Origin of the sequence: Oscillibacter sp. UBA6647, assembly GCA_002455655.1 — a bacterium.
GTDB lineage: Bacteria > Bacillota > Clostridia > Oscillospirales > Oscillospiraceae > Oscillibacter.
Genome location: DKLF01000002.1, coordinates 948 through 24,838 on the forward strand (window position 1 = coordinate 948; position 23,891 = coordinate 24,838).

The following is a 23,891-nucleotide window of genomic DNA, read 5'->3' on the forward strand; positions in this document are numbered from 1 at the left end:
TGTAGCACATTAATTGTAAAATAGCCAGGTATGGAGGGATCTCAATGAACAAAACGATTTCAATGAGTGTCCGAGTTAGCGAAGAAGAGCTTGAAAAGTTGAAAACCGCTGCAAAACTCCAAGCTTATTCGTCCTACAGTGAGTTCGTTCGCCGGACTGCACTTATGGAGGCTTACAAAATAATTAAGGAAGAGCAAGAAAGGCACAGCGGAGGTAATACGTAGGTGAAGGTTGCTTCTTTTTTTAGCGGTATTGGTGGCATCGATTTGGGCCTAGAACAAGCAGGAATGAATATTGCTTTTCAGTGCGAGATTTTGACTTTTGGGCAGTCTGTTTTGAAAAAACACTGGTCAAGCATTCCACTCGCATCGGATATTACAAAAGTTACTGGAACAGACATTCCAGAAGTCGATGTATTTGCGGGGGGGTTCCCTTGTCAGGACTTGTCACTGGCAAACCAAGGAAAGAGAAAGGGATTGGAGGGAACTCGAAGTGGCCTCTTCTACAAATACGCGGAACTCATCAAGGAAAAAAAGCCTCGTTGGGTTTTTATCGAGAATGTTCCCGGGCTTCTTAACAGCGCCCAAGGTGGAGACTTTAACGTCGTCCTCTCAACGCTGGATGAACTCGGGTATGGTGTGGCATGGCGAGTATTGGATGCAAAATTCTTTGGAACATCTCAACGTCGTCGAAGAACGTACATTGTCGCAAGTCTTGGAACCATCGGCGCCGCTGAAGTACTTTTTGAATGTGGAACAAATCCAGTCGCTGATAGCTCGAGCAACAGAACGAGGAACTTCACTGCCACCGGCAATGATGAAAGCTTACCAGAGTCAAATATCTTTTCTATCCAACATGCAGGCATTGGCCGAAGAGCAAGTGCAGGGCCACAAGGAAAAGGTTACCGAAACGATGGAGAAACTTATACTCTCGACTCCAGAGGAAGCTCGGATGCTGTATGTAAGACGGATGCTCCCTTCGGAGTGCGAACGTCTTCAGGGATTTCCAAAGGATTGGACGGAAACCGCTACAGAGCAGTAGGAAATGCAGTATGTGTACCTGTGATTCGTTGGATTGGATCGCGAATTGTAGAAATAGACAAGAAGTATTATCCTGAATTTTGCTAAATAAGGGCAGTAGCAAACACTTGCTACTGCCCTTATTTAGATTACATGCGGATGGTTGTTAAGATTGATATAATTTCCAGTGAAAGCGTCAGGAGAAGGTAATCCTTGGTTAATCAGTGCATGTACGAATGTCTGGTAATTCGTATATAGCAACCGTGTATCATCAACAATAAGTGGAACCGGACCAGTCGTAGCAGGTCGTGATACATCCTCTTTAATTCCAATTAGCGCAAGTGTCCAGTTATGGGCATGTAAATCAGGAAGCTGTCTAAAATCAATTTTTCTGCTTAAATAATCATAAAGCAATGTACCGACACAAAACGCAATACCATAACCTTTCCAAGTCAACATGGCGATGTTCCCTTTGACAATAAACTGTTCTTGTTGTCTACGCCAAGCGTTTGTTTCAAGGGTAGATGCACGAGAAGCTCTACATAAAAATGCATTAGTTGGGTGTAGACTTCTTTTCCATGCTTTCACAATATTAGTTAGCTTCTCTGTTCCACTTGTCTCTCCACCACCCTGCATCTCAAGAATAACTCGGTCAGGGCCAGGAAATGGACTATGTCCATCATTTATGGTCATAATGTAGTCTGCCTTGTAGTTGGTGGTGTCAGAAACCCTTAATTGCTCTTCACGCTTAACTAAGACTTGATCTGCTGTAATAGTTGGTGAAAAAACATGTTGTGCAATGTCTAAAAGAATAGTCTGCTGATGAGCGCATAATGGAATGTCCTTTTTAGTTGTGCACAGCCTGTTCTCGCACACAATCCAGTATGTACCATCTTCTTTTCTCACACTGCAAACAGGATTTTTATCACCGCCTGTTTTCATGCAGTTGTTGCCAGATGAAAATGGGCATGGGGATTTTACATTAACAGGAACTATATTGGGAGCAGCAACATCAGTCCGCTGTCCCAAATATTCAGCAACAGAAACGCCCATAATAATAGCCCTCCTTCTAATTATTATTATCTATTGGCATTAAAAGCAAATAAGAATCAATGTTGAGTGCAGTGGCAATTCGTTCAATGTTTTCGATTGAGATATTTCTTCGTTCTCGTTCCACTGCACTGATGTAGGTTCTGTGCAGACCAGCCAGCTCGGCTAATTGCTCCTGTGATAATTTCTTGCCCAGCCGAAATTGTTTGACATTTGTTGCAAAAATATGAATTAGATTCATGTCATTACCTCGACACTATTTTTAATAATATTATCTCGAAATGCTGACAATAGGTCTACAGACAATACGTCACATGTCTGACATAGAACAACAACGCCGATTAACCATAATATTATTATTGTATGGGAGAGACTAAATGACAAAGCATGGTCTATACCCAATAAATTGAATACCTAAAAAGCAAGCGCCCAGCTTCGATAGGCTGGGCGCTCTTTTTGTATCGTTTTTTATGTTTGTCCTTCAATCTTACACCGTTCTACGGCATAATCCAGAAACATCCCGATCAGTTCATTGCGGCTGCGGCCTGTTTTGGCAGAAACCTCGTCGATTCGGCTTACAGTTTCCTCTTTTACCCGAATGGAAAATGTCTTATATCCATCGTCACCCTTTGGGCGTCTCGGTTTTACAATCAGATCTTTTTCCGCCAAAGAAATCACCTCTTTTAAACAAATTTTATGTTTGAAAACAGGTGATATATATGTTATTATTTATGTTATAAATACGCAAAATATAGGCCGTGGGAGTGATCATGATTGGACAGAGACGATTTTGAAATCATTGCCGATGCGGCAATGTCACAGTTCGACGAATCTCATATCGGGCTGCAAGCCTTTTTGAGTGCGGGTGACGACCTTAAAGAATATTTCGAGCGGAAATGGCGCATTGCCGACTATAAAGAAACCGGTGACTTCTTAATATCCCAGAACGAGCGAAATTTTCATCTGATTGGCTTCATGGATGCACTGGCATGGGCGAATGAGCAAGATTTTCTGAATTTACCACCAGCGGATGATACTTCCGAGGAAGAACCGTGGATTCAGAAACTGCTGGCTGCCGGGACAACCTATCCCGATCTTATCCGCAGACTTTTGAAGACGCCGGGATGTACTCACAGTGAGGAAAAAGCTGTAAGGAGTGAGAAAAATGCCGGACTATGAAGAGATGTACTTAGAACTGTTCCGGGCAACGGAAAGGGCCATCAACATTCTGGTGGACGCACAGCAAAAAGCAGAGGAACAGTATTTATCCTCACCAGAAGCAACCGTATCCGCACTTTCTGACGCAGTCCTCCATGTGCCGAAAAGTCTTCTGTGAGGATGAGGTAGAAATCGTATGAGTGAAACGAATCCATCTGTTGCTGGGGGTACAGCAGCCAACGCAGCCAACATTGGCAGTTTTGCAGATTTGTTCAACCTCTATCGGGATTTGATAGAGCCTGTCCGGCAGTATGAAGCCGTGGTAGCAAAGAGGCAAGCCGCAGAAGGTGACCTGCATAAAGCGCAGAATACGGTGTCCTCGGCTTTTATTCTGCCGTTTACGACAGCCATCTCCCGGACACTGCTGTTTGCTATTCCGTGGATTGTGCTATTTCTGATTGTCTGCAACGTCAAGCATAATGCAGACGGAGTAAAATGGCTGACCCTCTATGACACATGGTACGGCAATCTATGGCTGCCTACCAAAATCAGCGAGATCATTGCGCCGGACAAAGTTCCTTTGTGGCTGGGAATCCCAATTGCATTCTTGCGCTATTTCATCGTAGAAAATGTGGTAGCACCTGTGGTTTTGTTTCTGCTTCCGCTTATGTTTGCAGTCAGCATTGTGACTACCACTTTTGCCGTTCTCAACGCCAAAATGGTAATACGTGCGAAGCAGCAGAAAATTGAAATGCTGGATGCAGAATTGGCTGTCTACCTCAGTGAACTTTCCGCAGCGATAACTTTTGTACCTCCGGATTACCGTTTCAGCGAGGCCATTGAGTTCTTTTATCACAGTTTCGCAAACGGAAAGGCATCTACCTTGCAAGAGGTCATTTTGCAGTACGATGATTTTTCTCATAAGCGCCGCATGGAGCAGGGACAGCAGGATATTTTGGAAGCGCACAACGCCATGTTGCGGGAGCTTTCTTATCAGACGGCACAAATCAAAAAGCTGGAAGGAAAGGTCAATACGCTCAATCGTAAAGTCAGTTGGCTGTAAAACGCTCCTAGAGGCTCTGTAAGCCGCCTTATGGCGTAACGAAGGAGATATAACTCAGGAGTTTCATTTGGAGGCGTTAACAACGGTTAACGCCTCCTGATCGTATATAAGAGCAAGGGCGACTCTGCCGATCAGCAGAGTCGCCCTTTTCTTATTTGAGTTGGCCATATTAAGTAGCGGCGGCCACAGCCGTAAATCTGCACCGGCTCTTTCTTCTGCCGCCAATGCCGGAGGGCGGCAACCATTTGGTTTTAATAAATTACACTATGCGGTCTGTCTCTTTGAATTGAAACAGTTTTGTCAATACATACGAGACACGACAGATTGCCTGATATGCGTTGCTTTGTTGTTTTAAATGCATGTGCAAACAAGGCAATAAATTCCCTAGAGTCTTGCGGCCCAAATTTTTTTAAATAGCGTCTCATGATTCGCCTCATAAACTTGTTTTTCATAATGATCCTCCCTTATAAAATTAAATATTGTGCTCTTCGATTACAGTCTGTCATACCATTGAACTTTATTTTATCAGGGACCTCTTTTTCAACATATGCGAAAAATTGTTTCCCAAAAGCTCCTGCTGGTCCGCGCTGTAAATCCCATTCTTCATATAAATCCGGCAAAGAAAAGGTGTCTCCAGCCTTATATTTAAGCAAAGCCCTTCTTACGGCCTCCGTTGCTGTATAAATTGTTGGTTCTTGAAATAGTACGCTGCGGATATAATCTTGCAATGAGTAGCCTGCGGTTTCGGCCTCATGCTCTAAGCGCACATAGTATTCATCACTCACCGCAAATCGAATTATCGGCATAGTATTCCTCCGTCAAGCAGAGCACTGCTTTGTAAGGCTATTATACATGCAGAGCACTGCTCTGTCAAGTGGGGTTTTCATCTTTTTCAATACGGGCATATGTATCATACACCGCCAGCAGTTCGGTAAATTGCTCTAACATTATTGTAATGTCACTGGGAACGATAGTCTTGCGGCTGTTCACGTTATGGGCGACTTCGTTTATCTGCTCTCCGATACGGTTGATGTCACTCAGCATGAATTCGATGTAATCGCCGAAATATCTGGGACGTTCACAGGTTGGTGCGAACAAAATCAGGTTGCGCAAATACTCAGATCGCGTCATACCATACTCATCTTTTTTCGCGTCGAGCATCGCGGCGTCCAGTTCACTCAGCCGCATGGAAAAATTACAGGTGCGGATTCTATTTTTTTGCATAGTACAGCTTCCTTTCTCAATATATTTCTTGCTGCTATTGCTCGATAAAAAGGCTGAAATCTTTGAATAACGCATCATAATTATCACTTAACGACAAATAAGTGTGTTCGTCGTTTCCATTTGCGCGGTAATATATATCAATTTGGCTTAAATTGTTGCCGATGGCACACAATGCCCGGACAAGACTCGACTGATCTTCGCGGGTAAATTTTGCCCGTTCGTACGCGCCGCCGTAGTGAATGGCATTTCGCAAAAATTTGGCACGAGACATCTTGGCTTCCTTTGCCTTAGACGTTAAAATTTCTGCTTCCGGCTGTAACAGCCGGATACTTAATATTCGGTCTTTCCCGTAAGCATTTGGGTTCAAATCCATCGTTTTACCTTCCTAAGCATTTTTGCATATTGCGTTCGTCCTCACCGTGACGAAACGTGGGAAAAAGTTTGCCGCGCTGTCGGCAAATCGAGCAGGGGTTTTAGGGGGCGCAGCCCCACTTGCAAGCGGCAAATGCTGCCACATTGTGGCATTACATTTGCCCCTGCTTGCTAAGGCATAAAACAAAGCACTTTTGTACCGCCGATTCTGCGTAAAACTTGGCGGTAAAAGAATGTTCAGTTGGCACTAAGGTGACCATAATAATTGCGGTTGAAGAAAGATTCAAACTTGACTTTGTAGGTGGAAAAGCTGTTCCAAATGACAGATTTCATGTACTTGCGCTTATCATGAATTTCTGTTTCGTTGGCAGCCTTGATGTAATCGTCAGCCGTCTCCCGTGCAAATTCTTCAAGGCTTCCATCTTTTTTACAGCAATCGTTTATTTTATCCAGCACTTTTGCAGAGGAAATGGCACTGCCCTTGTAAGTGCGCAACTCGGTTTCACAAGCCATTTCTATCAGGCAATCCACCAAAAGTTCATAGGCAAATGACTCAAAATCGTCTTTAAAAAAAGCCTGCCTGGTCGTGGCACTTTTCCACTCGGTCACGATTTTAATTGCTGCTTCCATCTTCCTTTTATCGCCGCTGTAACTGTATGGAATCTGATTGTCCGGACAGAGATCATCTTCAACTTCTTCCTGTAATTCTTCATCACTCAATCCATCAATCCGAGGCTCTGCGTTTGTTGAAATCTTTGCCGTGGGCGCAGGATAGATAGATGGAGTATTCTCTGAAGTAGTCTTTGTAGTTATCTCTGTATTTGTATCCCGAAATTTCGCCATACCCTCTCCCAAAATTTTGGGACACCTATGGTCGGATTTTGGAACACCTATCCTGAAATTCTCGGACACCTTTGGCGAATTATTTTTATCGGGTGGAAAAGTCAGTTCTTTCAAACGCGCTACATTCAAAGCGAGATAAAGAATATTATTGCAGACAACACCGCCTATGTTCTCCGTACGGAAGACGCGCTCCACCACGCCGATGTTTTCCAAAAATACAATCGCGTCGGTAGCCTGTCCCTTGGAGCAGCCAAACATATCCGCAAGCTGCTCATAACTGCGCTGTAACAGGTCACGGCTAAAGCGCTTGGTATAGCCAGTAACCGTACCTGTCACTTCGTCCCGTTCTTCCCTAGGGCGATACCAAAACACGATGTCGGCGAGAATGTTGATTGCCAACAGGTGAGGCTTTGGCTTTTTTAAGTCTCTTTTTACAAAGGCTTTATACCAAATCTGTGGTATAATGTTTCCCTGAAAGCTAAGTTCTTTTAATTGATCGCAAGCAGCGACGCCTGTGCTGAACATATGCAAGCCCTCCCATCACGGTATAACAAGCCCCTGTCAGGGTGCTGTCTGACAGGGGGACAGAAGGGCATTTTTTCGTTGGCAATCTGCTAACCATCCGCTAACAAATTTGCTAACACAGCGACAACACAGCGCTACGTGCCAACAGGCTGTCCATAGGTTGTCCATATAAACGCTATGGATTTATGGGACTTTTTCGCACTGTTTGGTATAAAAAAGCAGCTTGTTTTGAGGGAAGCATAACTCCTAAGCGGAAGGCCGGCAGTTCGAATCTGCCCGGGGACGCCACATGTACAAAAGCCGAAGCCCTTGATCAATCAGGGGCTTCGGCTTTTGTGTTTTGCACTCTATGGATTTGCCAATAACATTAAATTTTTACAGATGAAAATTTCATGGAACCACACGCGAAACAGAAGAGCACGCTCCAATCCGCAGGAGCGTGCTCTTTTAAACAAAAGGCAAGGCTATCCGCGCTACTCCGGTTTCACGCCGAGGTGCTTCATCTTTCGCAGAATCGTCGGCTGGGAGACCCCCAGAGCCTCAGCCATCTTTCGGCTGGTTTTGTATTTCTTCGCGGCGTTTTCCAGAAGCTGACGCTCATAGGCGTCCATCATATCCTGTAAATACGGCATTTCCTTAACCGGCGACACACGGTCCCCGTTAATGGCCATTTCGATGTCCTCACCGGTGATTTCGCTTTGGTCGCCAATGATCACCAGCCGTTCCACCGTGTGCTCCAAATCCCGCACGTTTCCCGGCCATTCATAGGCCTCCAGACGGGTAATGGCCGAAGGCTCGAAAAATTTGCTGCGCTTGTATTTCTCGTTGGACCGGTTTAAAAACGTACCCGCCAACGCAACAATATCCTCGCGCCGCTCCCGCAGGGGCGGGATGTTGATGGACACCACATTCAAACGATAATAAAAATCCCGACGAAACAGGCCATCCTCCACCATCTTTTTCAAATCCTTGTTAGAGGTGGCAATGACGCGGATATCTATTTTTACAATTTCATTTCCGCCCACACGGATAATTTCCTGCTCCTGCAATGCCCGCAGCAGCTTTGCCTGCATAGTGAGCGGCAAATCCTCGATCTCATCCAAAAGGACCGTGCCTTCATTTGCAAGCTCCAAAAGGCCGATTTTGCGGGTATTCAAGGCGCCGGTAAAGGCGCCCTTTTCATATCCGAACAGCTCGGATTCAAAGAGCGCATCAGGAATGGCGGAGCAGTTAATGCGGATATACGGCTTGTCCCGTCGATTGCTTTTAGAAAAAATGTCCCTGGCGACAACCTCTTTTCCGGTGCCGGTCTCCCCGCTGATGAGAATGGTGGCGTCCGAGGAGGCGGCCTGACTGATCAGGTATTTTACCCGCATCATTTCAGGGGAGCTGCCAATAAAAGAGGAGCCGAACTGCAAGGTCTTCAGATACTCCAAATCCTGAGCCATTTTGCCCAGCTTGCTTTTTAGCAGCATCGTGTCGGTCAAATCCCGCACAATGGAAATTACAAAGTCCAGCGCGCCGCCGTCTTTGAAGATGGGGATACAGACGTATAAAACGATTTTTCCGTTGCTGGCAAGTTTATTGATGCCGGTGACTGCGGTTTTTCGCTCAATGGCATACAGGGAAAGCCGGGGCGCGTCCTTCACATTATACTCCTCCAGCCCGTTTTCATTGAGACTGTGAAGAAGTGTATTCACATCTGTATCATCATAGCCGAGAAAGACGTTGACCTTCTCGTCAAAAATGCCCGCATCCCACAAGTCGTCCACGGTTTTCCCGAGAATATCGTCACGATGAATCCCCAAGATTTCCTGACAGGTGTCATTTGCCTCAACAATCCGTCCGTCAGGCATTACGATGTAGGCAGCGTCGCCGGTGTATTGAAAGAGCAGCATACATGCTGCCACCAAGTGCCAATTTGACTCCTGCATAGGGATTCTCCTCTCGATGATTTCCCTTTATTTTAAATGATTGCGATTTGTTTTGCAAGGCGGCAAGGGCTGGAAAAAGAAATTTGATACAATTCTGTATCAATTAGCATGATGATTTTGATTTGCGATCGTTTCAAAGCCGGTGTTTGTTGTTTGGAAAATCAAAAACCCCTTGCAAACAGGAGCAAAATATATGCTTACGCAGGCGGCGATACAGTTTTATATCACCATGATTGGCATTTATCATTTTTGTTTCGCGGAAAAGGCGGCGCGGCGGTATCACCGCGCTGTTTTCCTGCCGCACACAAAGATACTTTGTGAGAGATAAACAGGAAGAAACCCTGTAATTGATATTATAAACAAAAAAGTGTGTCGTTCAAAAAAGTGGCACGGTCATTGCTGTATATATTTGCAGAGCAACGTCCAAATGGAGAAAACAGGAGGAGTTTCAATATGAAAAAGAGAGGCTTAAGTTTTATTCTTGCACTGTGTATGGCATTTACTCTGGCCGCCTGTGGCAGCGGCAATTCCGGCAGCAGCACCCCGTCTTCATCCGGCGATAAAGGCCAGTCTTCCGACCCCGGCAGCGCAGGCGGCTATCCCAAGTACGAGTGGACTGCCGCAAACGTCCTGGCAGAGGACTCCGTTTACGGCATTGCGCTGCATCAGTTCGCAGATCTGATCAATAAAAAGTCCGACGGCGCAATTACGGTAAAAGTATTTGACGCCGGCACGCTGGGTAGCGAGAAGGAGTGCATGGAAGGGTTGCAGATGGGCACCGTTGATTTTGAAGTTGCCTCCACCGCAACCTGCTCTAACTTCACGGCATCTCAGACCATCTATGATTTGCCCTATCTGTTCCCCAACTCCATAGTGGCCCGCGAGGTTTTGCAGGGTGAAACCTGTCAGGGAATTCTGGGAGAACTGTCCAATGCTTCTATCAAGGGCCTGACCTATTTTGAAAACGGCATTTATGCCATCATCTCCAAAGAACCCATAAAAGACCTCAGCGACATGAGCGGCAAGAAAATTCGGGCAATTGAATCCAACCTGCAAACCGATACATACGCGGCCCTCGGCGCCACCGGCGTGGCCATTGCATGGGGCGATTGCTACACCTCTTTGCAAACCGGTGTTTGCGACGGGATCTCCTCCACCACGATTCCCAACATGTACTCTGCGAAGTTCTATGAGGTCGGCAAGTATATCACCAAGACCAACCACGGATACAGCCCCTGCCTTTTTGCAATGAGCCAGACTTTGTGGGACTCTCTGGATGCGGACACGCAGGCGCTGATTATGGAGTGTGCCAATGAGGCTCGCGACTATCAGTACAGATACATTGACGCAATGCTCACCTCCTTGCAGGATGAACTGGAAGACGGCGGCGTCACGTTCTATGACATTGATACCGCCGCATGGGGCGATGCCTGCGCACCGATTTATGAAAAGTACGTCGGTACTGGCGCAAACCAGATTAACCCGGACCTGGTTACCGCAATCCAGAGTGAGGTGGCCGCGATTTCCTGATTTGGGGTCTATACAGATAAACGCCGGGCGAGACGTTTCTCGTCTCGCCCGGATAGAATTTCGCTAAAGCAGAGAATGGGGAAAATAATTTGAGGAAAGGAGTATTCCCGTTCGGCAGGCGCCGTTCGGGGATCGTGTATGCTTAAAAAAATTGATCGCGCTTTAAACATTGTCGAAAGCGTAATATGCGGCATTATCTGTGGGGCCATGCTGGTGGTCACCTGTATGATTGTCATTTGGCGCTACATTCTGGTGGCTCCGCTTCCATGGGGAGAGGAAGCAGCCAGATATCTGATGATTTGGTTCGTATTCTGGGGCTGCTCTATTGCAGCCAAAGGAGAAAACCACTTGGGCGTGGAGGCGTTCGTCTCTATGCTTCCCGCAGCAGCACAGTGCATTTCTATAAAAATAAAGTATGCCATCACGGTGGTGATTTTTGGTGTTTTGTTTGTGCTCTCCTGCCGGATGTTCGTGCAGTACGGCTCCACCGGGCAGGTTTCCACCATCATGCGTATTCCCATGAATATTGTGTATTCCTGCGTGCCCATCGGCCTTTTTCTGGGCACCTGGCACTACATCGTGCACCTTCTGATGCACCTGCATGACAAGCCCGGAGACAGGGAGGTGGAGAGCGCATGATTACGGCGGCTTTATTCGGCGGCTTTTTGATCTGCATGTTCTTCAGCGTGCCGATTGCGCTCTGCCTTGCCGGCGGCGGTATTTTAGCGACCATGGTGGGCGGAACCGTGGACCTGTTTGTCTGTGCGCAGAGATTGTTTGCCTCCATCGACAGCTTCACCCTCATGGCAATCCCGTTTTTTATGATTGCGGGCAATCTCATGTCCTCCGGCGGAATATCCAAGCGTCTTTGCGATTTTGCAAACTCCCTGATTGGCTGGCTTCCCGGCGGCCTTGCCTGCGCATCCATTTTGTCCTGCATGATTTTCGGCGCGCTTTCCGGTTCGCCCACGGCGACGACGGCGGCCATTGGTGGTATTTTGGTACCCGCGCTGATTGAAAACGGTTATTCTAAAAAATTCGCACTATCCACCATTGCGGTAGCGGGCCTGCTGGGAACAATTATCCCGCCCAGCACCATTATGATTACCTACTCATCCTGCACGGATGTGTCCATCGGCTCCATGTTTATGGGCGGCATTCTTCCCGGTGTTGCGCTGGGCGTTTGCATGATGGTGATTGCGGTGAGCTATGGCATAAAGCACAAGGCGGAAATTACCCGGATTCCCTTCAGTATTCGCCGGGTGGGGCGGACCTTTATTCGCGGCATCGGCGCGTTTTTAATGCCGGTTATCATTCTCGGCGGTATTTATACCGGCATTTTTACACCCACCGAATCCGCGGCCATTGCCTGTATTTACGGGCTGATTGTCGGCATTTTCTTCTATCGTGAGCTGAAGGTTGCCGATTTGAAGAAAGTGCTTATTGACTCCGCGTCCTCCTCGGCCATGGTGATGATCATCATTGCCTGCGCCGGTATTTTCGGCATGGTTATGACCCGTGAACAGATTCCGGCCAAAGTGGCGGCAGTGCTGATCAGCGTGGCTGGGAACAAGTATATATTCCTGCTGCTGGTAAACATTATGCTGCTGATTGTGGGCTGCTTCCTTGAAACTACGGCGGCAATTTTGATTATTGCGCCGGTGCTGCTTCCGGCGGTTGCGGCATTTGGCATCAACCCCATCCACTTTGGCATCATCGTATGCGTGAATCTGGCAATCGGCTGCGCAACGCCGCCGCTGGGCGTGAACCTGTACGTCGCGGCCGGACTTACCCGCGACAAGGTCGATAAGGTGATCAACAGGCACTTGCTGAACTACATTATTGCCTCTGTGATCGCGCTCTTAATAATTACCTACTGCGAGCCGTTGGTGATGTTCCTTCCGAACATGATGGCTTAAAGCACGGACTTCGAAAGGATATGGCTGTCATGGACAGATTAAAAGGAAAAGTTGTTGTAATTACCGGCGGCGCAAGAGGCGTTGGCTACTGTATGTGCGAGCGCTTCGCGCAGGAAAATCCCGAGGTGATTTACTCCATTGATATGGCAGACGGAGGCTATGCCCATCCGCTGGTGCGCCCGGTGAAGCTGAGCATTACCGACCGGACGTCTCTTGCGGCTTTCGCCCTGCAAGTGAGAGAGGAGTTCGGCCATGTGGACGTCCTCGTCAATAACGCCGCCATTACCAGAGATTCCATGCTTTATAAAATGACGGAGGAGCAGTGGGACGCGGTGATTGATGTAAATTTGAAGGGGACGTTCAATATTACACAGGCGTTGGTGCCCTTCATGCGTGAACAAAAGAAGGGCTGCATTCTCTCCATCTCCTCCGGCAGCGGCGTTTACGGCAACATCGGCCAAACCAACTACGCCGCCACAAAGGCGGGTCTGATTGGCATGACTTACTCCTGGGCGAAGGAGCTGAACCTCCACGGGGAGCAGATCCGCTGCAATGTTTTGGCGCCCGACAACATTGAAACCGAAATGGCAAAAACCATTCCGGCGAAGATTTTGGACCCCCTGATTGCCCGCACGCCGCTCGGGCGCATGTGCCAGCCTATTGAGGTTGCCAATACGGCACTGTTCCTTGCCAGCGAGGAAGCGTCCTTTATCAACGGGCAGGTGGTTTGCGTAAACGGTGGCCTGCGGCTGTAAGGCGGTACATCCATGCTAAACGAAAAATTTGTGTCTGCCAAAGAAGCCGCCGGTGTAATTCCCGACGGAGCCTATGTCGGCATCGGCGGCTTTCTGGGCATCGGATCGGCGGAGGAAATCAACGTTGCCATTGAAACCCGTTTCCTCACGGAGGGGCACCCCAGAGATTTGACGCTGCTTCATACCGGCGGCGTGGGGGACGGCAAGGACGCGGGAAACAACCATCTTGCTCACGAGGGCCTGGTAAAGCGGCTGATCGGCGGCCATTTTGCAAGAATCCCAAAGCTTGGAACCATGGTGGAGCAGGAAAAAATCGAGGCATTTAATATTCCGCAGGGCATCCTTTCCCACCTCTATCGCGAGAGCGCAGCCATGCGCCCAAGGCTGATTACCAAAGTGGGGCTTGGAACCTTTGTGGACCCCGACTTGGACGGTGCAAGGGTCAATGGCATTACGACCGGGACGATGGTGGATAAGGTGCAAATCGACGGAGAGGAGTATCTCAGCTACCACGTCCCACCGGTGACGGTTGCCATGATTCGCGGCACCACGGCCGACGAGCAGGGCAACATCTCCTTTGAAAACGAGCCGCTGACGCTGGAGGGAATCTCCATTGCCACCGCTGCGAAAAATCATGGCGGAATTGTCATCGTGCAGGTGGAGAAGGTGGTGAAAAGGGGCGCGATTCTGCCTCAAAATGTGAAGATTCCCCACATTCTGGTAGACTACGTTGTGGTGACCACGAAGCCGGAGGAATATCACCGGCAAAACTACGGTACATATTTTGATCCCCGCTTCACCCGCAGCGACATTGTTGTGGAGGGAACGGCGGTGCAAGCCCCGATGGGCGTTCGCAAAATTATCGGACGGAGAGCCGCCATGTGCCTTGGCAGGGATACGAGGGTAGTGAACTTTGGAATCGGCATACCGGAAACGGTGATGGCTGTTTTAAATGAGGAAGGGCAAAGCGCGGGCTTTACCTCCATCATCGAAAGCGGGGCCATCGGCGGCATTGCCCTGGGCGATATGAATTTCGGCTCGTGCATCTGTCCTGACGCGATTATCGACCAACCCTATATGTTTGATTTCATCGACGGCGGCGGTCTGGACATGTCATTTTTGGGGCTTGCCCAGTGCGACGACAGAGGAAACATCAACGTATCCCGTTTTGGCACAAAGGTGACCGGCTGCGGCGGTTTCATCGATATCTCCCAAAACGTCAAAAACATGGTCTTTTGCGGTACCTTTACCGCGAAGGGACTGGAAGCCCGAATCTCCGACGCAGGCGAGCTGGTGATTGAGCGGGAGGGAAGTTCTAAGAAGTTTATTCGGTGCTTGCAGCAGATTACCTTTAGCGGCGAGATTGCCGCAAGAGATCAGCGAAACATCCTGTTTGTAACAGAGCGAGCGGTTTTAAAGCTGACGGCTGAGGGACTGATGGTTACGGAAATTGCGCCGGGCGTTGATCTGGAACGGGATGTGCTGGGGCAGATGGAGTTTGCGCCCCTGATTGCACGCGACCTTAAAACCATGGACGCGCGGATATTCCGCGAGGAAGCAATGGGTTTGACGTTTTGAGACTGGAGAAAAGAAACTATGAGAAAAGGAGGTGTTAAGGCGTGAAATGCTTACAGGTGACAGCTCCCCGTCAAATGCGGATTTTTGAGCGGGAGGCACCCGTTCCGGCAGAAGAAGAGGCGCTACTGAAGGTGCTCTACGGCGGTATTTGCGGCAGCGATCTGGGGTTATACCGCGGCAGCATGAATGATTACGCCACATACCCCCAAATTCCCGGACATGAAATTGCGGCGGAAGTTTTGGAAATCGGCAGTAATACGCAGGGACTTGTGCCCGGCATGCTGGTGACGCTGAATCCTTATTTCAACTGCGGTGAGTGCTATTCCTGCCGGCGCGGCTATGTAAATTGCTGCATGGAGAACCAAACCATGGGCCTTGCCCGAGAGGGCGGCTTTTCCGAATACATCACGATGCCCATAGAGAGACTTTATTCCGGAAACGGACTGGGGCCGAGAGCTTTGGCGCTGGTTGAACCATTTTGCATTAGCTATCACGCGGTCAAGCGGGGAAGGGTTGCACCCGGCGACCGGGTTCTGATTGTAGGTGCGGGAACCATCGGGATGGGCGCTTTGCTGGCGGCAAAGCAATTGGGCGCGGAGGTCTATGTCTGCAATGTCTCCGAAAAAAAGCTAGAGCTTGCGCAACAAATGGGCGCGGACGGAGTGATTTTTAATAACGACCAGTCTACCTTCCGCGAAAAGGTAGACGCCCTCACCAATGGAGACGGTTTTGATGTTGCCATCGAAGCGGCGGGACAGCCCTCCACCATGCTCAACTGCATTGAGGCGGCTGCCCACCGCGGCCGGGTGGTGGAAGTTGGAATTACCGGAAGACCCACGGAATTGATTTTTAACATCATTGAGAAGAAGGAACTGGAGATTTACGGCAGCCGCAACGCAACTGCGCAGGAATTTACAGAGGTGATTTCGCTTGCGTGCACCGGTAAAATCAATCTTGAAAGCCTTGTCACCGGGGAATGCACGCTGGAAGAGGCCCCGGCCATGTTTGAACGTCTGGATAAAAGAGTCGGGTTTAACCTGAAAACTCTTATCAAATTTTAAAATAATGGAGGAAATACATATGTCTACCAATGGAAATTTGAATCCCCAGGGCAAGTGGCTCACCACCGAGCTTCCGGAAATTGTGTTTGAGGATACCACGGTCGGCCGCTTGAAAAAGCGCATCTGGGACGCACCTATGTCCGAGATTGACCGCATCCTGACAGAGGAATACGGCATTCCTGCGCCCTCGGGCTTCGGCACGGCCGGAACCTATATCCAGAACACACCCCGCTCCAAGGTCTGCGAGCTGCGCAAGAAAAACGATGTGGTCATCGTGCCCATCGGCTGCACGGAGAACCATGGTTTGCACGCCAACAGCGGCTTGGACACCTTCATGGTCAGCCAGATTTGCGAGGGCGTAAAGCGGAAGTCCATCAAGGACGGACGCGAGGTGGCGCTGGCCTTCCCGCCCCTGAACTACGGCGGGCATCCCTATCACCATGTGGGCATGGCGGGCACCGTGATTATTCCCCAGCAGACCGTGCAGGAAATGCTGATTTACACCATGCTGGGCCTTTGGGACGACGGCTTCCGCAAAATTATTCTCGTCAACAACCACGGCCATCATTGGATGATCGAGGCCGCCATTCAAGAGTTTTTCAAGCGCTTCCAGCTTCCCGCGTTTGTCACACTGGTGGACTGGCACCGCGTTGTCCGTGAGTTTTTCTATGCCCAGCCCAATAAGGACGATTTTGTTTCCTCCCAGTTCGTCCATGCGGACGAATCTGAGACTTCCGTGGGTATGCTGCTCTTCCCGGAGATGCTGGACCTTTCCAACGCCGTGGATACCGAGCCCAAGAGCCTGATGCTGGCCGGCCACTATGACACCGCCTGCGACGCCTATCGCCGCCCCCACTCCTGGGTGGAGGTGCAGGGCAACAACGCCATGGAGTGCTTCGGCACGCCGGAGGGCGTTGTGGGCTATCCCCGCAGAGCCACCGCAGAGAAGGCAAAGCGCCCTGTGGCCTGCATCTGCGAATACATCACGCTGCTGATGGACGAGGTTTTGGCGGCCTATCCCGCCGGGAAGGTGCCTGAAATGATGACGCTGCGGTCTGCCGAGGAGCTGGCCGACTGCTTCAAGGAGCCTTTGAGCGAGGGCTGGAAGTCCGTTCATGCGCTGAAAAAGGTTGGCGTGTTCAACGACTAAGCGGTCCTGGAGAAGACGGGCGCGATACGCGCCCGTCTTTCTCGTTCCACACGATGTAGGAGGAGATTTATGCGAAAGGTATATATCATCGGCGGCAAGCGCACCGCCATCGGAAAATTTCTGGGGAGCCTTTCCACCGTGAAGCCCGGCGACATGACCGCGCAGGTGATACGGGCCGTGGTGGAGGAAACCGGCGTGGAGACAGGCGACATTGACGAGGTGATTATTGCCCATCAGCATTCCGCGGGGCAGGGGCCGTCCATCGCCCGGCGGGCGCAGCTTGAAGCGGGTATCCCCGATTACGTTCCGGCCACAACGGTGAACATGCAGTGCGGAAGTGGCTTGAAGGCGCTGATTTTCGGATACAACGCCATTCAGGCGGGGGAAGAAGTCATTTTGTGCGGCGGTGTGGAAAATATGTCGCAGGTTCCCTTTATTCTCACCGACAAGGTGCGTAAGGGCGTGAAAATGGGAAATGCCGCCGTGAGCGTGCAGGATTCCCTTTACTGTGACGGACTGATTGACCAGTTCAACGGCTATCTTATGGGAATGACGGCAGAAAATGTCGCCGCGAAGGCGGGTGTGACCCGGGAGGAACAGGACTGCTTTGCCGTGCGCTCGCAAGGCTTGGCGCAGGCGGCAATTAAATCCGGACGATTTAAAGATGAGATCGTGCCCATCCGCTATCAGGACCGCCGGGGCAAAGAGTATGTATTTGACACGGACGAGAGCAACACGCCCGATACGACTTACGAGACGCTGAGCAAGATGCGTCCCGCTTTCAAGAAAAAGGAGGAGGGAGGCACCGTAACGGCGGGAAACGCCTGCCAGTTAAATGACGGCGCTGCGGTCATTCTGCTGGCAAGCGGGGATGCGGTGAAAAAAAACGGCTGGAAGCCCATTGCCGAACTTGTTTCCTCCGCCACCGTTGGCATCGACCCCGCAATTATGGGTCTTGGCCCGGTGAAGGCTGTGATGAAGGCGCTGGATCAGGCGGGAATGCGCTTGCAGGATGTGGACCTGATGGAGCTGAACGAAGCCTTCGCCGCCCAGTCGGTGGGTTGCATCAGAGAGTGGAGCGTCCATTACGGCATGACGGAGGAGGAGATTCTGGAAAAAACCAACGTCAATGGCGGCGCCATTGCGCTGGGGCACCCTGTGGCCGCCTCCGGCGCCCGGATACTTGTCACATTGATGCATGAACTGAAAAAGAGAAAGCTCAACTATGGACTGGCGACGCTTTGCGTCGGCGGCGGCATGGGGACGGCAGTGGTGATTAAAAGCTGCTGAAAAAACGGGCGCTCACCGAACGAATTACCGGTGAGCGCCCGTTGCGTTGGTTTTTGCGGAAAGTGATTTAATCACTGAAAGGGAGGAGGGAACCTGCTATGATAACAACATAATAAATAACATAGGGGGAAACAAATATGTCAGTCATGAATATTACGAAAAACAACTTTCAAAAGGAAGTCGTTCAAAGCGATAAGCCTGTTCTGCTGGACTTCTGGGCGACTTGGTGCGGCCCCTGCCGCATGGTGAGTCCCATTGTGGACGAAATTGCAAGCGAGCGCGGCGACCTGAAGATTGGAAAAATCAACATAGACGAACAGCAGGAGCTGGCCTCCGCCTTCCAAATTATGAGCATTCCCACCCTGGTAATGATGAAGGAGGGCAAGGTGATCAATCAGATGATTGGCGCCCGGCCCAAGAGCCAGATCCTTTCCATGCTGTAAAGGAGAAGTGTTATGGGATTTTTTGATTTTTTAAAAATGCCGGACATCAATACCGGTGTAGAGCAGTTTCATTCCACGCCCAACGCGGTTTTGCTGGACGTACGTACGCGGGAGGAATATGCCGCAGGCCGGATTCCCGGCAGCAAAAACATTCCGCTGGACCAATTGCGCATGACGGCGCGGGAAGTGAAAAACCACGAAACGCCGCTGTTTGTTTACTGTTTCAGCGGGGCGCGAAGCCGGCAGGCAATTCCTGCGCTCCAGCGCATGGGCTATGCAAATCTCACCAATATCGGCGGCATCAACGGCTACCGGGGAACGGTGGAACGGTGAGCGCATGAAAGTTGTAATTATTGGCGGTGTGGCGGGCGGGGCCACGGCTGCGGCCCGCATCCGCCGTTTGGATGAACAGGCCGAGATTGTGGTGTTTGAGCGGTCCGGCTTCGTGTCCTATGCCAACTGCGGCCTGCCCTATTACGTGGGCGGAATCATTGAAGACCCGGAGGAGTTGACGCTGCAAACTCCCGAAAGCTTTTTGGCACGGTTCCGGGTGGATATGCGGGTGCGCCACGAGGTAACCGCCCTTCACCCAGAGCAAAAAACTGTCACCGTTCGCAATCTGGAGAGCGGCGTAGAATTTGAAGAATCCTACGACAAGCTGCTTCTTGCCCCCGGCGCAAAGCCCACCCAGCCGAAGCTTCCCGGCGTGGGACTGCGCAAGCTGTTTACTCTGCGCACCGTGGAGGATACGCTGCGCATCCGGGAATTCGTGGAACAGGAGGTTCCCAAATCCGTGATTCTCTGCGGGGGAGGATTCATCAGTCTGGAGCTGGCAGAAAACCTGCGTGAGCTGGGGATGGACGTAACCATTGTCCAGCGGCCCCGGCAGCTCCTGAATCCCTTGGACGAAGATATGGCGGCTTTTCTCCACACAGAAATGCGCGAAAAGGGCGTGCAGCTGCTGTTGGGGCATTCCGTGGAGGGATTTTCCGAAACGGACGGGGGCGTCAACGTGCTGCTGAAGGGGGAGGAGCCTCTTCGTGCGGACATCGTGGTTCTGGCCATCGGTGTGACCCCGGACACCCGTCTTGCAAAGGATGCGGGGCTGGAACTGGGACTGAAGGACAGCATCGTGGTGAACGACCGGATGGAGACGTCCATCCCCGATATCTACGCCGTAGGCGACGCGGTGCAGGTGAAGCAGTACATCACGGGCGAACACGCGGTGATCTCTCTGGCTGGCCCCGCCAACAAGCAGGGCCGCATTGCGGCGGACAATATCTGCGGCGGGGACAGCCGCTATTTGGGCGCCCAAGGTTCCTCCGTCCTCAAGCTGTTTGGTTTAACGGCGGCTGCCACAGGGATCAACGAGCGGACGGCAAAAAAAGCCGGGATAGACTGCGACAAAGTGATACTCTCTCCGCTAAACCATGCCGGATATTACCCCGGCGGCACGGTGATGACCGTGAAGGTGGTGTTTGAAAAGAAAACCAATCGGCTTTTGGGGGCGCAAATTGTGGGCTGCGACGGCGTTGACAAGCGCATTGACGTACTGGCCACCGCCATGCACGCGGGGCTCACGGCGCTGCAATTAAAGGACTTGGACCTAGCCTATGCCCCGCCCTATTCCTCCGCCAAGGACCCGGTGAACATGGCGGGCTTTATGATTGAAAATCTTGCAAAGGGCGCGGTGAAGCAGTTTCACTGGGATGAGGTGGACGCACTGCCGAGGGACGGCAGCGTGACCCTGCTTGACACCCGCACGGCGGAGGAATACGCAGACGGACACGCGGAGGGCTTTATGAACCTTCCTGTGGATGAACTGCGGCAGAGGATGGGAGAGCTCCCCCCCGAAAAGCCTGTGTATGTTATGTGCCAGACTGGGCTTAGAAGCTATCTCGCCTGCCGCGTCCTGAGTCAGAGCGGCTATAACTGCACTAATTTCTCCGGCGGCTACCGACTGTACGGCGCCGTCACCGGTGACCATGCCGCCGGCAGCAAGGCCGCCCCCTGCGGAATGGAAAAAAGGTAAAACAGCAGCCCGCCCCAAACTTGGGGCGGGCTGCTGTTTTCGCAAATCCGGCAGGTCCGGTCCTTGCTTCGAGAGTCCACAGACCCGCGAGCCCGCAGGCCTGTTTTATCCGCAAATCCGAATAAGTGCGCGCCCGGCCCTTTAAAATTGGAAGAAAGCGGGGTTTTACATAGTTTTTACATAGCGTCGCATTTGTTTTTAACTCCGGCTATGTATGCTTAGGCTGTACTCACAAAGAATATCAATCAAGAATAAGCAATATGGAGGAAAGACAGATGAAAAAGACGATTACCATGTTTCTTGCGGCGGCCCTCGCGGCGGTCAGCCTTGCGGGCTGCGGCGGACAGACCCCCAGCACCAGCGGCGGTAGCACGCCCGCCACGGACAACGCGAAAGAGTCCCTTGGCGAAATCACCGTGGTTTCCCGTGAGGACGGCAGCGGCACGAGAGGCGCGTTCATTGAGCTCTTCGGCATCGAGGTGAAGGGCGAGGACGGCACCAAAAAGGACATGACCACGAAGGAAGCCATCATTGCCAACAAGACCGACGTGATGCTGGGCAATGTTGCGGGTGATCCTGCCGCCATCGGCTACGTTTCTCTGGGGTCCCTGAACGACACGGTGAAGGCCCTGACCATCGACGGCGCACAAGCCAGCGCCGAAAACGTGAAAAACGGCACCTATTCCATCGCACGGCCTTTCAACATTGCCACCAACGGGGAAGCCACCGGGCTTGCCAAGGACTTTATTGACTTCATCCTCTCCGCAGAGGGTCAGCAGGTCGTTTCCGGCAGCTATATCGCCATCGATGCAAATGCGCCCGCCTATGCCGGCACAAAGCCCTCCGGCAAGATCAGCGTGGCCGGTTCCTCTTCCGTCACACCGGTGATGGAAAAGCTGAAGGAAGCCTATCTCGCCATCAATTCGGGCGCGGAGATTGAGATTCAGATGACCGACTCCACCGCCGGAATGACCGCCGCCATGGAGGGCGTGTGCGACATCGGCATGGCCAGCCGTGAGCTGAAGCCCGCAGAAGCAGAGAAGCTTACCGGAATTTCCATCGCGCTGGATGGCATCGCCGTGATTGTAAGCCCTGAGAATCCCATCGACGGAATGACCAGCGCGCAGGTGCAGAGCATCTTCACCGGAGAAACCACCTCTTGGGATAACGTAAAATGAAAGGGCAGCGTTTGAGGGAAAGCCTCATGCGGGCAGTATTCATGGTGTCGGCCCTGACCAGCATTCTGGCCGTGGCGCTGATCTGCCTGTTCCTGTTCGCCAACGGAATACCGGCCATTGGAAAAATCGGCCTGCCGGAGTTTATACTGGGGAGGGAGTGGTCGCCTGGCGACACTCCCCCCGTCTTCGGCATTCTCCCCATGATTTTGGGAAGCATTTACGTAACGGCGGGGGCTGTTGCCATCGGCGTGCCGGTTGGCATTTTCACCGCCGTGTTCATGGCCAGAATCTGCCCCAGACCCCTATACAAGGTTTTAAAGCCCGCAGTGGATCTGCTGGCGGGAATCCCGTCGGTGATTTACGGCTTTTTTGGACTGGTGACCATTGTCCCGCTGGTGCGAGAGCTGTTCGGCGGGAACGGCAGCAGCATTCTGGCTGCCTCCGTGCTGCTGGGACTGATGATTCTGCCCACCGTCATCGGCATCACGGAGAGCGCCATCCGCGCTGTGCCGGAGGAGCTGTACGACGGGGCCGTGGCTCTGGGGGCAAACCACCGGCGCGCGGTATTTCGCGTGATGCTGCCCGCCGCAAAGTCCGGCGTGCTTGCGGGGGTGGTGCTGGGCATCGGCCGTGCCATCGGCGAGACCATGGCGGTTATCATGGTGGCGGGCAATCAGGCCCGGATGCCTGCGGGCATTTTGAAAGGCATCCGCACCCTGACCGCCAACATCGTGATTGAAATGGGCTATGCCGAGGGACTGCACAGGGAAGCGCTGATTGCCACCGGCGTCGTTCTGTTTGTCTTCATACTGCTGATCAACCTGTCGTTCTCAGCGCTGCGGAGGAGGGGTGAGAAATGAAATATTCTCTGATTAACTTCTATTTCAAGGTCGGCTCTGCGCTTCGCCGGGCCGCGCGCCGCATAGCGGCCTTTTTCCGCAGGCTTCCCCGTAGGATTGAGGACGCTGTTTTGCGCTTTTTTCCATGGCTGGCGGCCATTTTTACCTTTGGCGCGCTGCTGTTTCTCATCGGGCACATTCTGGTCAACGGGATTCCGTATATCCGGCCGTCCCTGTTTGCGCTGGAGTATAATACGGAAAACGTCTCCCTGCTGCCCGCGCTGGTCACAACGGTGTTTATGGTGATTCTCTCCCTGCTGATCGCCGCGCCGCTGGGACTGTTCACGGCAATTTATCTGGTGGAATACGCAAAGCGGGGCAGCCGACTGGTGCGGCTGGTGCGGGTGACGGCGGAGACGCTTTCGGGCATTCCCTCCATCGTATACGGCCTGTTCGGCTCGTTGTTTTTCGTGTCATGGCTCGGCTGGGGGTATTCTCTGCTGGCAGGCACATTAACCCTCTCTATCATGATTCTGCCCCTGATTATGCGCACGGCGGAGGAGAGCCTGAAGGCCGTCCCGGACACATTCCGGGAGGGCTCGTTCGGCCTTGGGGCCGGGCGGCTGCGCACGGTGTTCAGAATCGTGCTGCCTGCCGCCGCGCCGGGAATTTTTGCAGGGATTATTCTTGCCATGGGGCGCATCGTGGGCGAAACCGCCGCGCTGATCTACACAGCGGGAACCGTTGCCCAGATTCCCACCAGTCTGCTGGCCTCCGGGCGGACGCTGGCAATCCATATGTACGCCCTTTCCAGCGAGGGACTGTATACCGGGCAGGCCTATGCCACGGCGGTGGTTCTGCTGGTGCTGGTAGTGGGGATCAACGCACTGTCGGCCGCGCTGGCAAAAAGAATCGCAAAGGGATGAGA

General features: G+C 51.6%; 27 protein-coding genes. 19 read left to right on the forward strand and 8 right to left on the reverse strand.

The window, feature by feature from the left end; genetic code table 11:
* Positions 1 to 44: 44 nt before the first annotated feature.
* Together B2W96_RS00060 and B2W96_RS00065 are read left to right on the forward strand one after the other, a co-directional pair.
* Entirely contained in the window at positions 45 to 224 is a 180-nt protein-coding gene (locus tag B2W96_RS00060; RefSeq protein ID WP_293007285.1) for a plasmid mobilization protein, read from the forward strand.
* Positions 225 to 1,127, forward strand: a complete 903-nt coding sequence (locus tag B2W96_RS00065) for a DNA cytosine methyltransferase (RefSeq protein WP_293007287.1) — start codon at positions 225 to 227, stop codon at positions 1,125 to 1,127. It begins immediately after the preceding gene.
* Between the two features lie 36 nt (positions 1,128 to 1,163).
* On the opposite strand, the gene B2W96_RS00070 is transcribed toward B2W96_RS00065, so the two are convergent.
* The 3 genes from B2W96_RS00070 to B2W96_RS00080 all read right to left on the reverse strand — a co-directional run bounded on the left by B2W96_RS00070 (position 1,164) and on the right by B2W96_RS00080 (position 2,738).
* Positions 1,164 to 2,072, reverse strand: coding sequence for a restriction endonuclease (locus tag B2W96_RS00070; RefSeq protein WP_293007289.1), 909 nt, complete (start codon positions 2,070 to 2,072; stop codon positions 1,164 to 1,166).
* 16 nt (positions 2,073 to 2,088) lie between these two features.
* A complete protein-coding gene (locus tag B2W96_RS00075; RefSeq protein ID WP_293007291.1) occupies positions 2,089 to 2,310 on the reverse strand; it encodes a helix-turn-helix domain-containing protein in 222 nt (73 codons plus the stop codon).
* A 227-nt stretch (positions 2,311 to 2,537) separates the two neighbouring features.
* On the reverse strand, positions 2,538 to 2,738 hold the full coding sequence (locus tag B2W96_RS00080) for a ribbon-helix-helix protein, CopG family (protein WP_293007293.1): 201 nt from the start codon (positions 2,736 to 2,738) through the stop codon (positions 2,538 to 2,540).
* A 105-nt stretch (positions 2,739 to 2,843) separates the two neighbouring features.
* Here B2W96_RS00080 and B2W96_RS00085 point away from each other — a divergent pair, with 105 nt between their 5' ends.
* Genes B2W96_RS00085 through B2W96_RS00095 form a run of 3 tightly spaced genes read left to right on the forward strand, consistent with a single transcriptional unit; the run spans position 2,844 to position 4,290 of the window.
* The gene (locus tag B2W96_RS00085; RefSeq protein WP_293007295.1) at positions 2,844 to 3,248 is read left to right on the forward strand and encodes a hypothetical protein; all 405 of its coding nucleotides are present in this window, start codon (positions 2,844 to 2,846) and stop codon (positions 3,246 to 3,248) included.
* The gene (locus B2W96_RS00090) at positions 3,235 to 3,405 is read left to right on the forward strand and encodes a hypothetical protein (RefSeq protein WP_293007297.1); all 171 of its coding nucleotides are present in this window, start codon (positions 3,235 to 3,237) and stop codon (positions 3,403 to 3,405) included. Before B2W96_RS00085 ends, B2W96_RS00090 begins: the two co-directional genes overlap by 14 nt.
* An 18-nt stretch (positions 3,406 to 3,423) precedes the next feature.
* On the forward strand, positions 3,424 to 4,290 hold the full coding sequence (locus tag B2W96_RS00095; protein WP_293007299.1) for a hypothetical protein: 867 nt from the start codon (positions 3,424 to 3,426) through the stop codon (positions 4,288 to 4,290).
* Between the two features lie 464 nt (positions 4,291 to 4,754).
* On the opposite strand, the gene B2W96_RS00100 is transcribed toward B2W96_RS00095, so the two are convergent.
* The 5 genes from B2W96_RS00100 to B2W96_RS00120 all read right to left on the reverse strand — a co-directional run bounded on the left by B2W96_RS00100 (position 4,755) and on the right by B2W96_RS00120 (position 9,188).
* Complete coding sequence (locus B2W96_RS00100; RefSeq protein WP_293007301.1) at positions 4,755 to 5,096, reverse strand: hypothetical protein; 342 nt, start codon at positions 5,094 to 5,096, stop codon at positions 4,755 to 4,757.
* 64 nt (positions 5,097 to 5,160) lie between these two features.
* Positions 5,161 to 5,514: a plasmid mobilization protein gene (locus B2W96_RS00105; RefSeq protein WP_293007303.1), complete on the reverse strand. Its 354-nt coding sequence runs from the start codon at positions 5,512 to 5,514 to the stop codon at positions 5,161 to 5,163.
* A 34-nt stretch (positions 5,515 to 5,548) separates the two neighbouring features.
* On the reverse strand, positions 5,549 to 5,887 hold the full coding sequence (locus B2W96_RS00110; RefSeq protein ID WP_293007305.1) for a plasmid mobilization protein: 339 nt from the start codon (positions 5,885 to 5,887) through the stop codon (positions 5,549 to 5,551).
* Between the two features lie 236 nt (positions 5,888 to 6,123).
* Complete coding sequence (locus tag B2W96_RS00115; RefSeq protein ID WP_293007307.1) at positions 6,124 to 7,254, reverse strand: hypothetical protein; 1,131 nt, start codon at positions 7,252 to 7,254, stop codon at positions 6,124 to 6,126.
* Between the two features lie 473 nt (positions 7,255 to 7,727).
* Positions 7,728 to 9,188, reverse strand: a complete 1,461-nt coding sequence (locus tag B2W96_RS00120; RefSeq protein WP_293007309.1) for a sigma-54 interaction domain-containing protein — start codon at positions 9,186 to 9,188, stop codon at positions 7,728 to 7,730.
* A gap of 453 nt (positions 9,189 to 9,641) precedes the next feature.
* On the opposite strand from B2W96_RS00120, the gene B2W96_RS00125 reads away from it, so the two are divergent.
* From B2W96_RS00125 to pstA, 14 genes are all read left to right on the forward strand, one after another.
* Entirely contained in the window at positions 9,642 to 10,718 is a 1,077-nt protein-coding gene (locus tag B2W96_RS00125) for a TRAP transporter substrate-binding protein (protein WP_293007311.1), read from the forward strand.
* Between the two features lie 138 nt (positions 10,719 to 10,856).
* Complete coding sequence (locus tag B2W96_RS00130) at positions 10,857 to 11,357, forward strand: TRAP transporter small permease (RefSeq protein ID WP_293007313.1); 501 nt, start codon at positions 10,857 to 10,859, stop codon at positions 11,355 to 11,357.
* Complete coding sequence (locus tag B2W96_RS00135) at positions 11,354 to 12,637, forward strand: TRAP transporter large permease (RefSeq protein ID WP_293007315.1); 1,284 nt, start codon at positions 11,354 to 11,356, stop codon at positions 12,635 to 12,637. The genes B2W96_RS00130 and B2W96_RS00135 overlap by 4 nt, the downstream gene beginning before the upstream one ends.
* A gap of 29 nt (positions 12,638 to 12,666) precedes the next feature.
* On the forward strand, positions 12,667 to 13,392 hold the full coding sequence (locus tag B2W96_RS00140) for an SDR family oxidoreductase (protein ID WP_293007317.1): 726 nt from the start codon (positions 12,667 to 12,669) through the stop codon (positions 13,390 to 13,392).
* 12 nt (positions 13,393 to 13,404) lie between these two features.
* Entirely contained in the window at positions 13,405 to 14,970 is a 1,566-nt protein-coding gene (locus B2W96_RS00145) for an acyl CoA:acetate/3-ketoacid CoA transferase (RefSeq protein ID WP_293007319.1), read from the forward strand.
* 41 nt (positions 14,971 to 15,011) lie between these two features.
* The gene (locus B2W96_RS00150) at positions 15,012 to 16,031 is read left to right on the forward strand and encodes a zinc-binding alcohol dehydrogenase family protein (protein WP_293007321.1); all 1,020 of its coding nucleotides are present in this window, start codon (positions 15,012 to 15,014) and stop codon (positions 16,029 to 16,031) included.
* 19 nt (positions 16,032 to 16,050) lie between these two features.
* Positions 16,051 to 17,181, forward strand: coding sequence for a 3-dehydro-scyllo-inosose hydrolase (gene iolN / locus B2W96_RS00155; protein WP_293007323.1), 1,131 nt, complete (start codon positions 16,051 to 16,053; stop codon positions 17,179 to 17,181).
* Between the two features lie 69 nt (positions 17,182 to 17,250).
* The gene (locus B2W96_RS00160) at positions 17,251 to 18,471 is read left to right on the forward strand and encodes a thiolase family protein (protein ID WP_293007325.1); all 1,221 of its coding nucleotides are present in this window, start codon (positions 17,251 to 17,253) and stop codon (positions 18,469 to 18,471) included.
* Between the two features lie 137 nt (positions 18,472 to 18,608).
* Complete coding sequence (gene trxA / locus B2W96_RS00165; protein ID WP_293007327.1) at positions 18,609 to 18,914, forward strand: thioredoxin; 306 nt, start codon at positions 18,609 to 18,611, stop codon at positions 18,912 to 18,914.
* A gap of 12 nt (positions 18,915 to 18,926) precedes the next feature.
* Positions 18,927 to 19,247 (forward strand): rhodanese-like domain-containing protein, encoded by a 321-nt coding sequence (locus B2W96_RS00170; protein WP_293007329.1) that lies wholly within the window; start codon positions 18,927 to 18,929, stop codon positions 19,245 to 19,247.
* Positions 19,248 to 19,251: 4 nt separating this feature from the next.
* Complete coding sequence (locus B2W96_RS00175) at positions 19,252 to 20,946, forward strand: FAD-dependent oxidoreductase (protein ID WP_293007331.1); 1,695 nt, start codon at positions 19,252 to 19,254, stop codon at positions 20,944 to 20,946.
* A gap of 275 nt (positions 20,947 to 21,221) precedes the next feature.
* Complete coding sequence (locus tag B2W96_RS00180) at positions 21,222 to 22,124, forward strand: substrate-binding domain-containing protein (protein WP_293007333.1); 903 nt, start codon at positions 21,222 to 21,224, stop codon at positions 22,122 to 22,124.
* Positions 22,125 to 22,150: 26 nt separating this feature from the next.
* Positions 22,151 to 22,984, forward strand: a complete 834-nt coding sequence (gene pstC / locus B2W96_RS00185; RefSeq protein ID WP_349680122.1) for a phosphate ABC transporter permease subunit PstC — start codon at positions 22,151 to 22,153, stop codon at positions 22,982 to 22,984.
* Positions 22,981 to 23,889: a phosphate ABC transporter permease PstA gene (gene pstA / locus B2W96_RS00190; RefSeq protein ID WP_293007337.1), complete on the forward strand. Its 909-nt coding sequence runs from the start codon at positions 22,981 to 22,983 to the stop codon at positions 23,887 to 23,889. Before pstC ends, pstA begins: the two co-directional genes overlap by 4 nt.
* The last annotated feature ends 2 nt before the right edge of the window (positions 23,890 to 23,891 follow it).

Coding starts and splice junctions, on each gene's coding strand:
- B2W96_RS00060 (WP_293007285.1), top strand. CDS start 45: ATGAACAAAACGATTTCAATGAGTGTCCGAGTTAGCGAAGAAGAGCTT.
- B2W96_RS00125 (WP_293007311.1), top strand. CDS start 9,642: ATGAAAAAGAGAGGCTTAAGTTTTATTCTTGCACTGTGTATGGCATTT.
- B2W96_RS00070 (WP_293007289.1), bottom strand. CDS start 2,072: ATGGGCGTTTCTGTTGCTGAATATTTGGGACAGCGGACTGATGTTGCT.
- B2W96_RS00075 (WP_293007291.1), bottom strand. CDS start 2,310: ATGAATCTAATTCATATTTTTGCAACAAATGTCAAACAATTTCGGCTG.
- B2W96_RS00100 (WP_293007301.1), bottom strand. CDS start 5,096: ATGCCGATAATTCGATTTGCGGTGAGTGATGAATACTATGTGCGCTTA.
- iolN (WP_293007323.1), top strand. CDS start 16,051: ATGTCTACCAATGGAAATTTGAATCCCCAGGGCAAGTGGCTCACCACC.
- B2W96_RS00180 (WP_293007333.1), top strand. CDS start 21,222: ATGAAAAAGACGATTACCATGTTTCTTGCGGCGGCCCTCGCGGCGGTC.
- B2W96_RS00175 (WP_293007331.1), top strand. CDS start 19,252: ATGAAAGTTGTAATTATTGGCGGTGTGGCGGGCGGGGCCACGGCTGCG.
- B2W96_RS00170 (WP_293007329.1), top strand. CDS start 18,927: ATGGGATTTTTTGATTTTTTAAAAATGCCGGACATCAATACCGGTGTA.
- B2W96_RS00145 (WP_293007319.1), top strand. CDS start 13,405: ATGCTAAACGAAAAATTTGTGTCTGCCAAAGAAGCCGCCGGTGTAATT.
- B2W96_RS00105 (WP_293007303.1), bottom strand. CDS start 5,514: ATGCAAAAAAATAGAATCCGCACCTGTAATTTTTCCATGCGGCTGAGT.
- B2W96_RS00160 (WP_293007325.1), top strand. CDS start 17,251: ATGCGAAAGGTATATATCATCGGCGGCAAGCGCACCGCCATCGGAAAA.
- B2W96_RS00140 (WP_293007317.1), top strand. CDS start 12,667: ATGGACAGATTAAAAGGAAAAGTTGTTGTAATTACCGGCGGCGCAAGA.
- pstC (WP_349680122.1), top strand. CDS start 22,151: ATGCGGGCAGTATTCATGGTGTCGGCCCTGACCAGCATTCTGGCCGTG.
- B2W96_RS00110 (WP_293007305.1), bottom strand. CDS start 5,887: ATGGATTTGAACCCAAATGCTTACGGGAAAGACCGAATATTAAGTATC.
- B2W96_RS00115 (WP_293007307.1), bottom strand. CDS start 7,254: ATGTTCAGCACAGGCGTCGCTGCTTGCGATCAATTAAAAGAACTTAGC.
- B2W96_RS00095 (WP_293007299.1), top strand. CDS start 3,424: ATGAGTGAAACGAATCCATCTGTTGCTGGGGGTACAGCAGCCAACGCA.
- B2W96_RS00130 (WP_293007313.1), top strand. CDS start 10,857: ATGCTTAAAAAAATTGATCGCGCTTTAAACATTGTCGAAAGCGTAATA.
- B2W96_RS00120 (WP_293007309.1), bottom strand. CDS start 9,188: ATGCAGGAGTCAAATTGGCACTTGGTGGCAGCATGTATGCTGCTCTTT.
- B2W96_RS00090 (WP_293007297.1), top strand. CDS start 3,235: ATGCCGGACTATGAAGAGATGTACTTAGAACTGTTCCGGGCAACGGAA.
- pstA (WP_293007337.1), top strand. CDS start 22,981: ATGAAATATTCTCTGATTAACTTCTATTTCAAGGTCGGCTCTGCGCTT.
- trxA (WP_293007327.1), top strand. CDS start 18,609: ATGTCAGTCATGAATATTACGAAAAACAACTTTCAAAAGGAAGTCGTT.
- B2W96_RS00135 (WP_293007315.1), top strand. CDS start 11,354: ATGATTACGGCGGCTTTATTCGGCGGCTTTTTGATCTGCATGTTCTTC.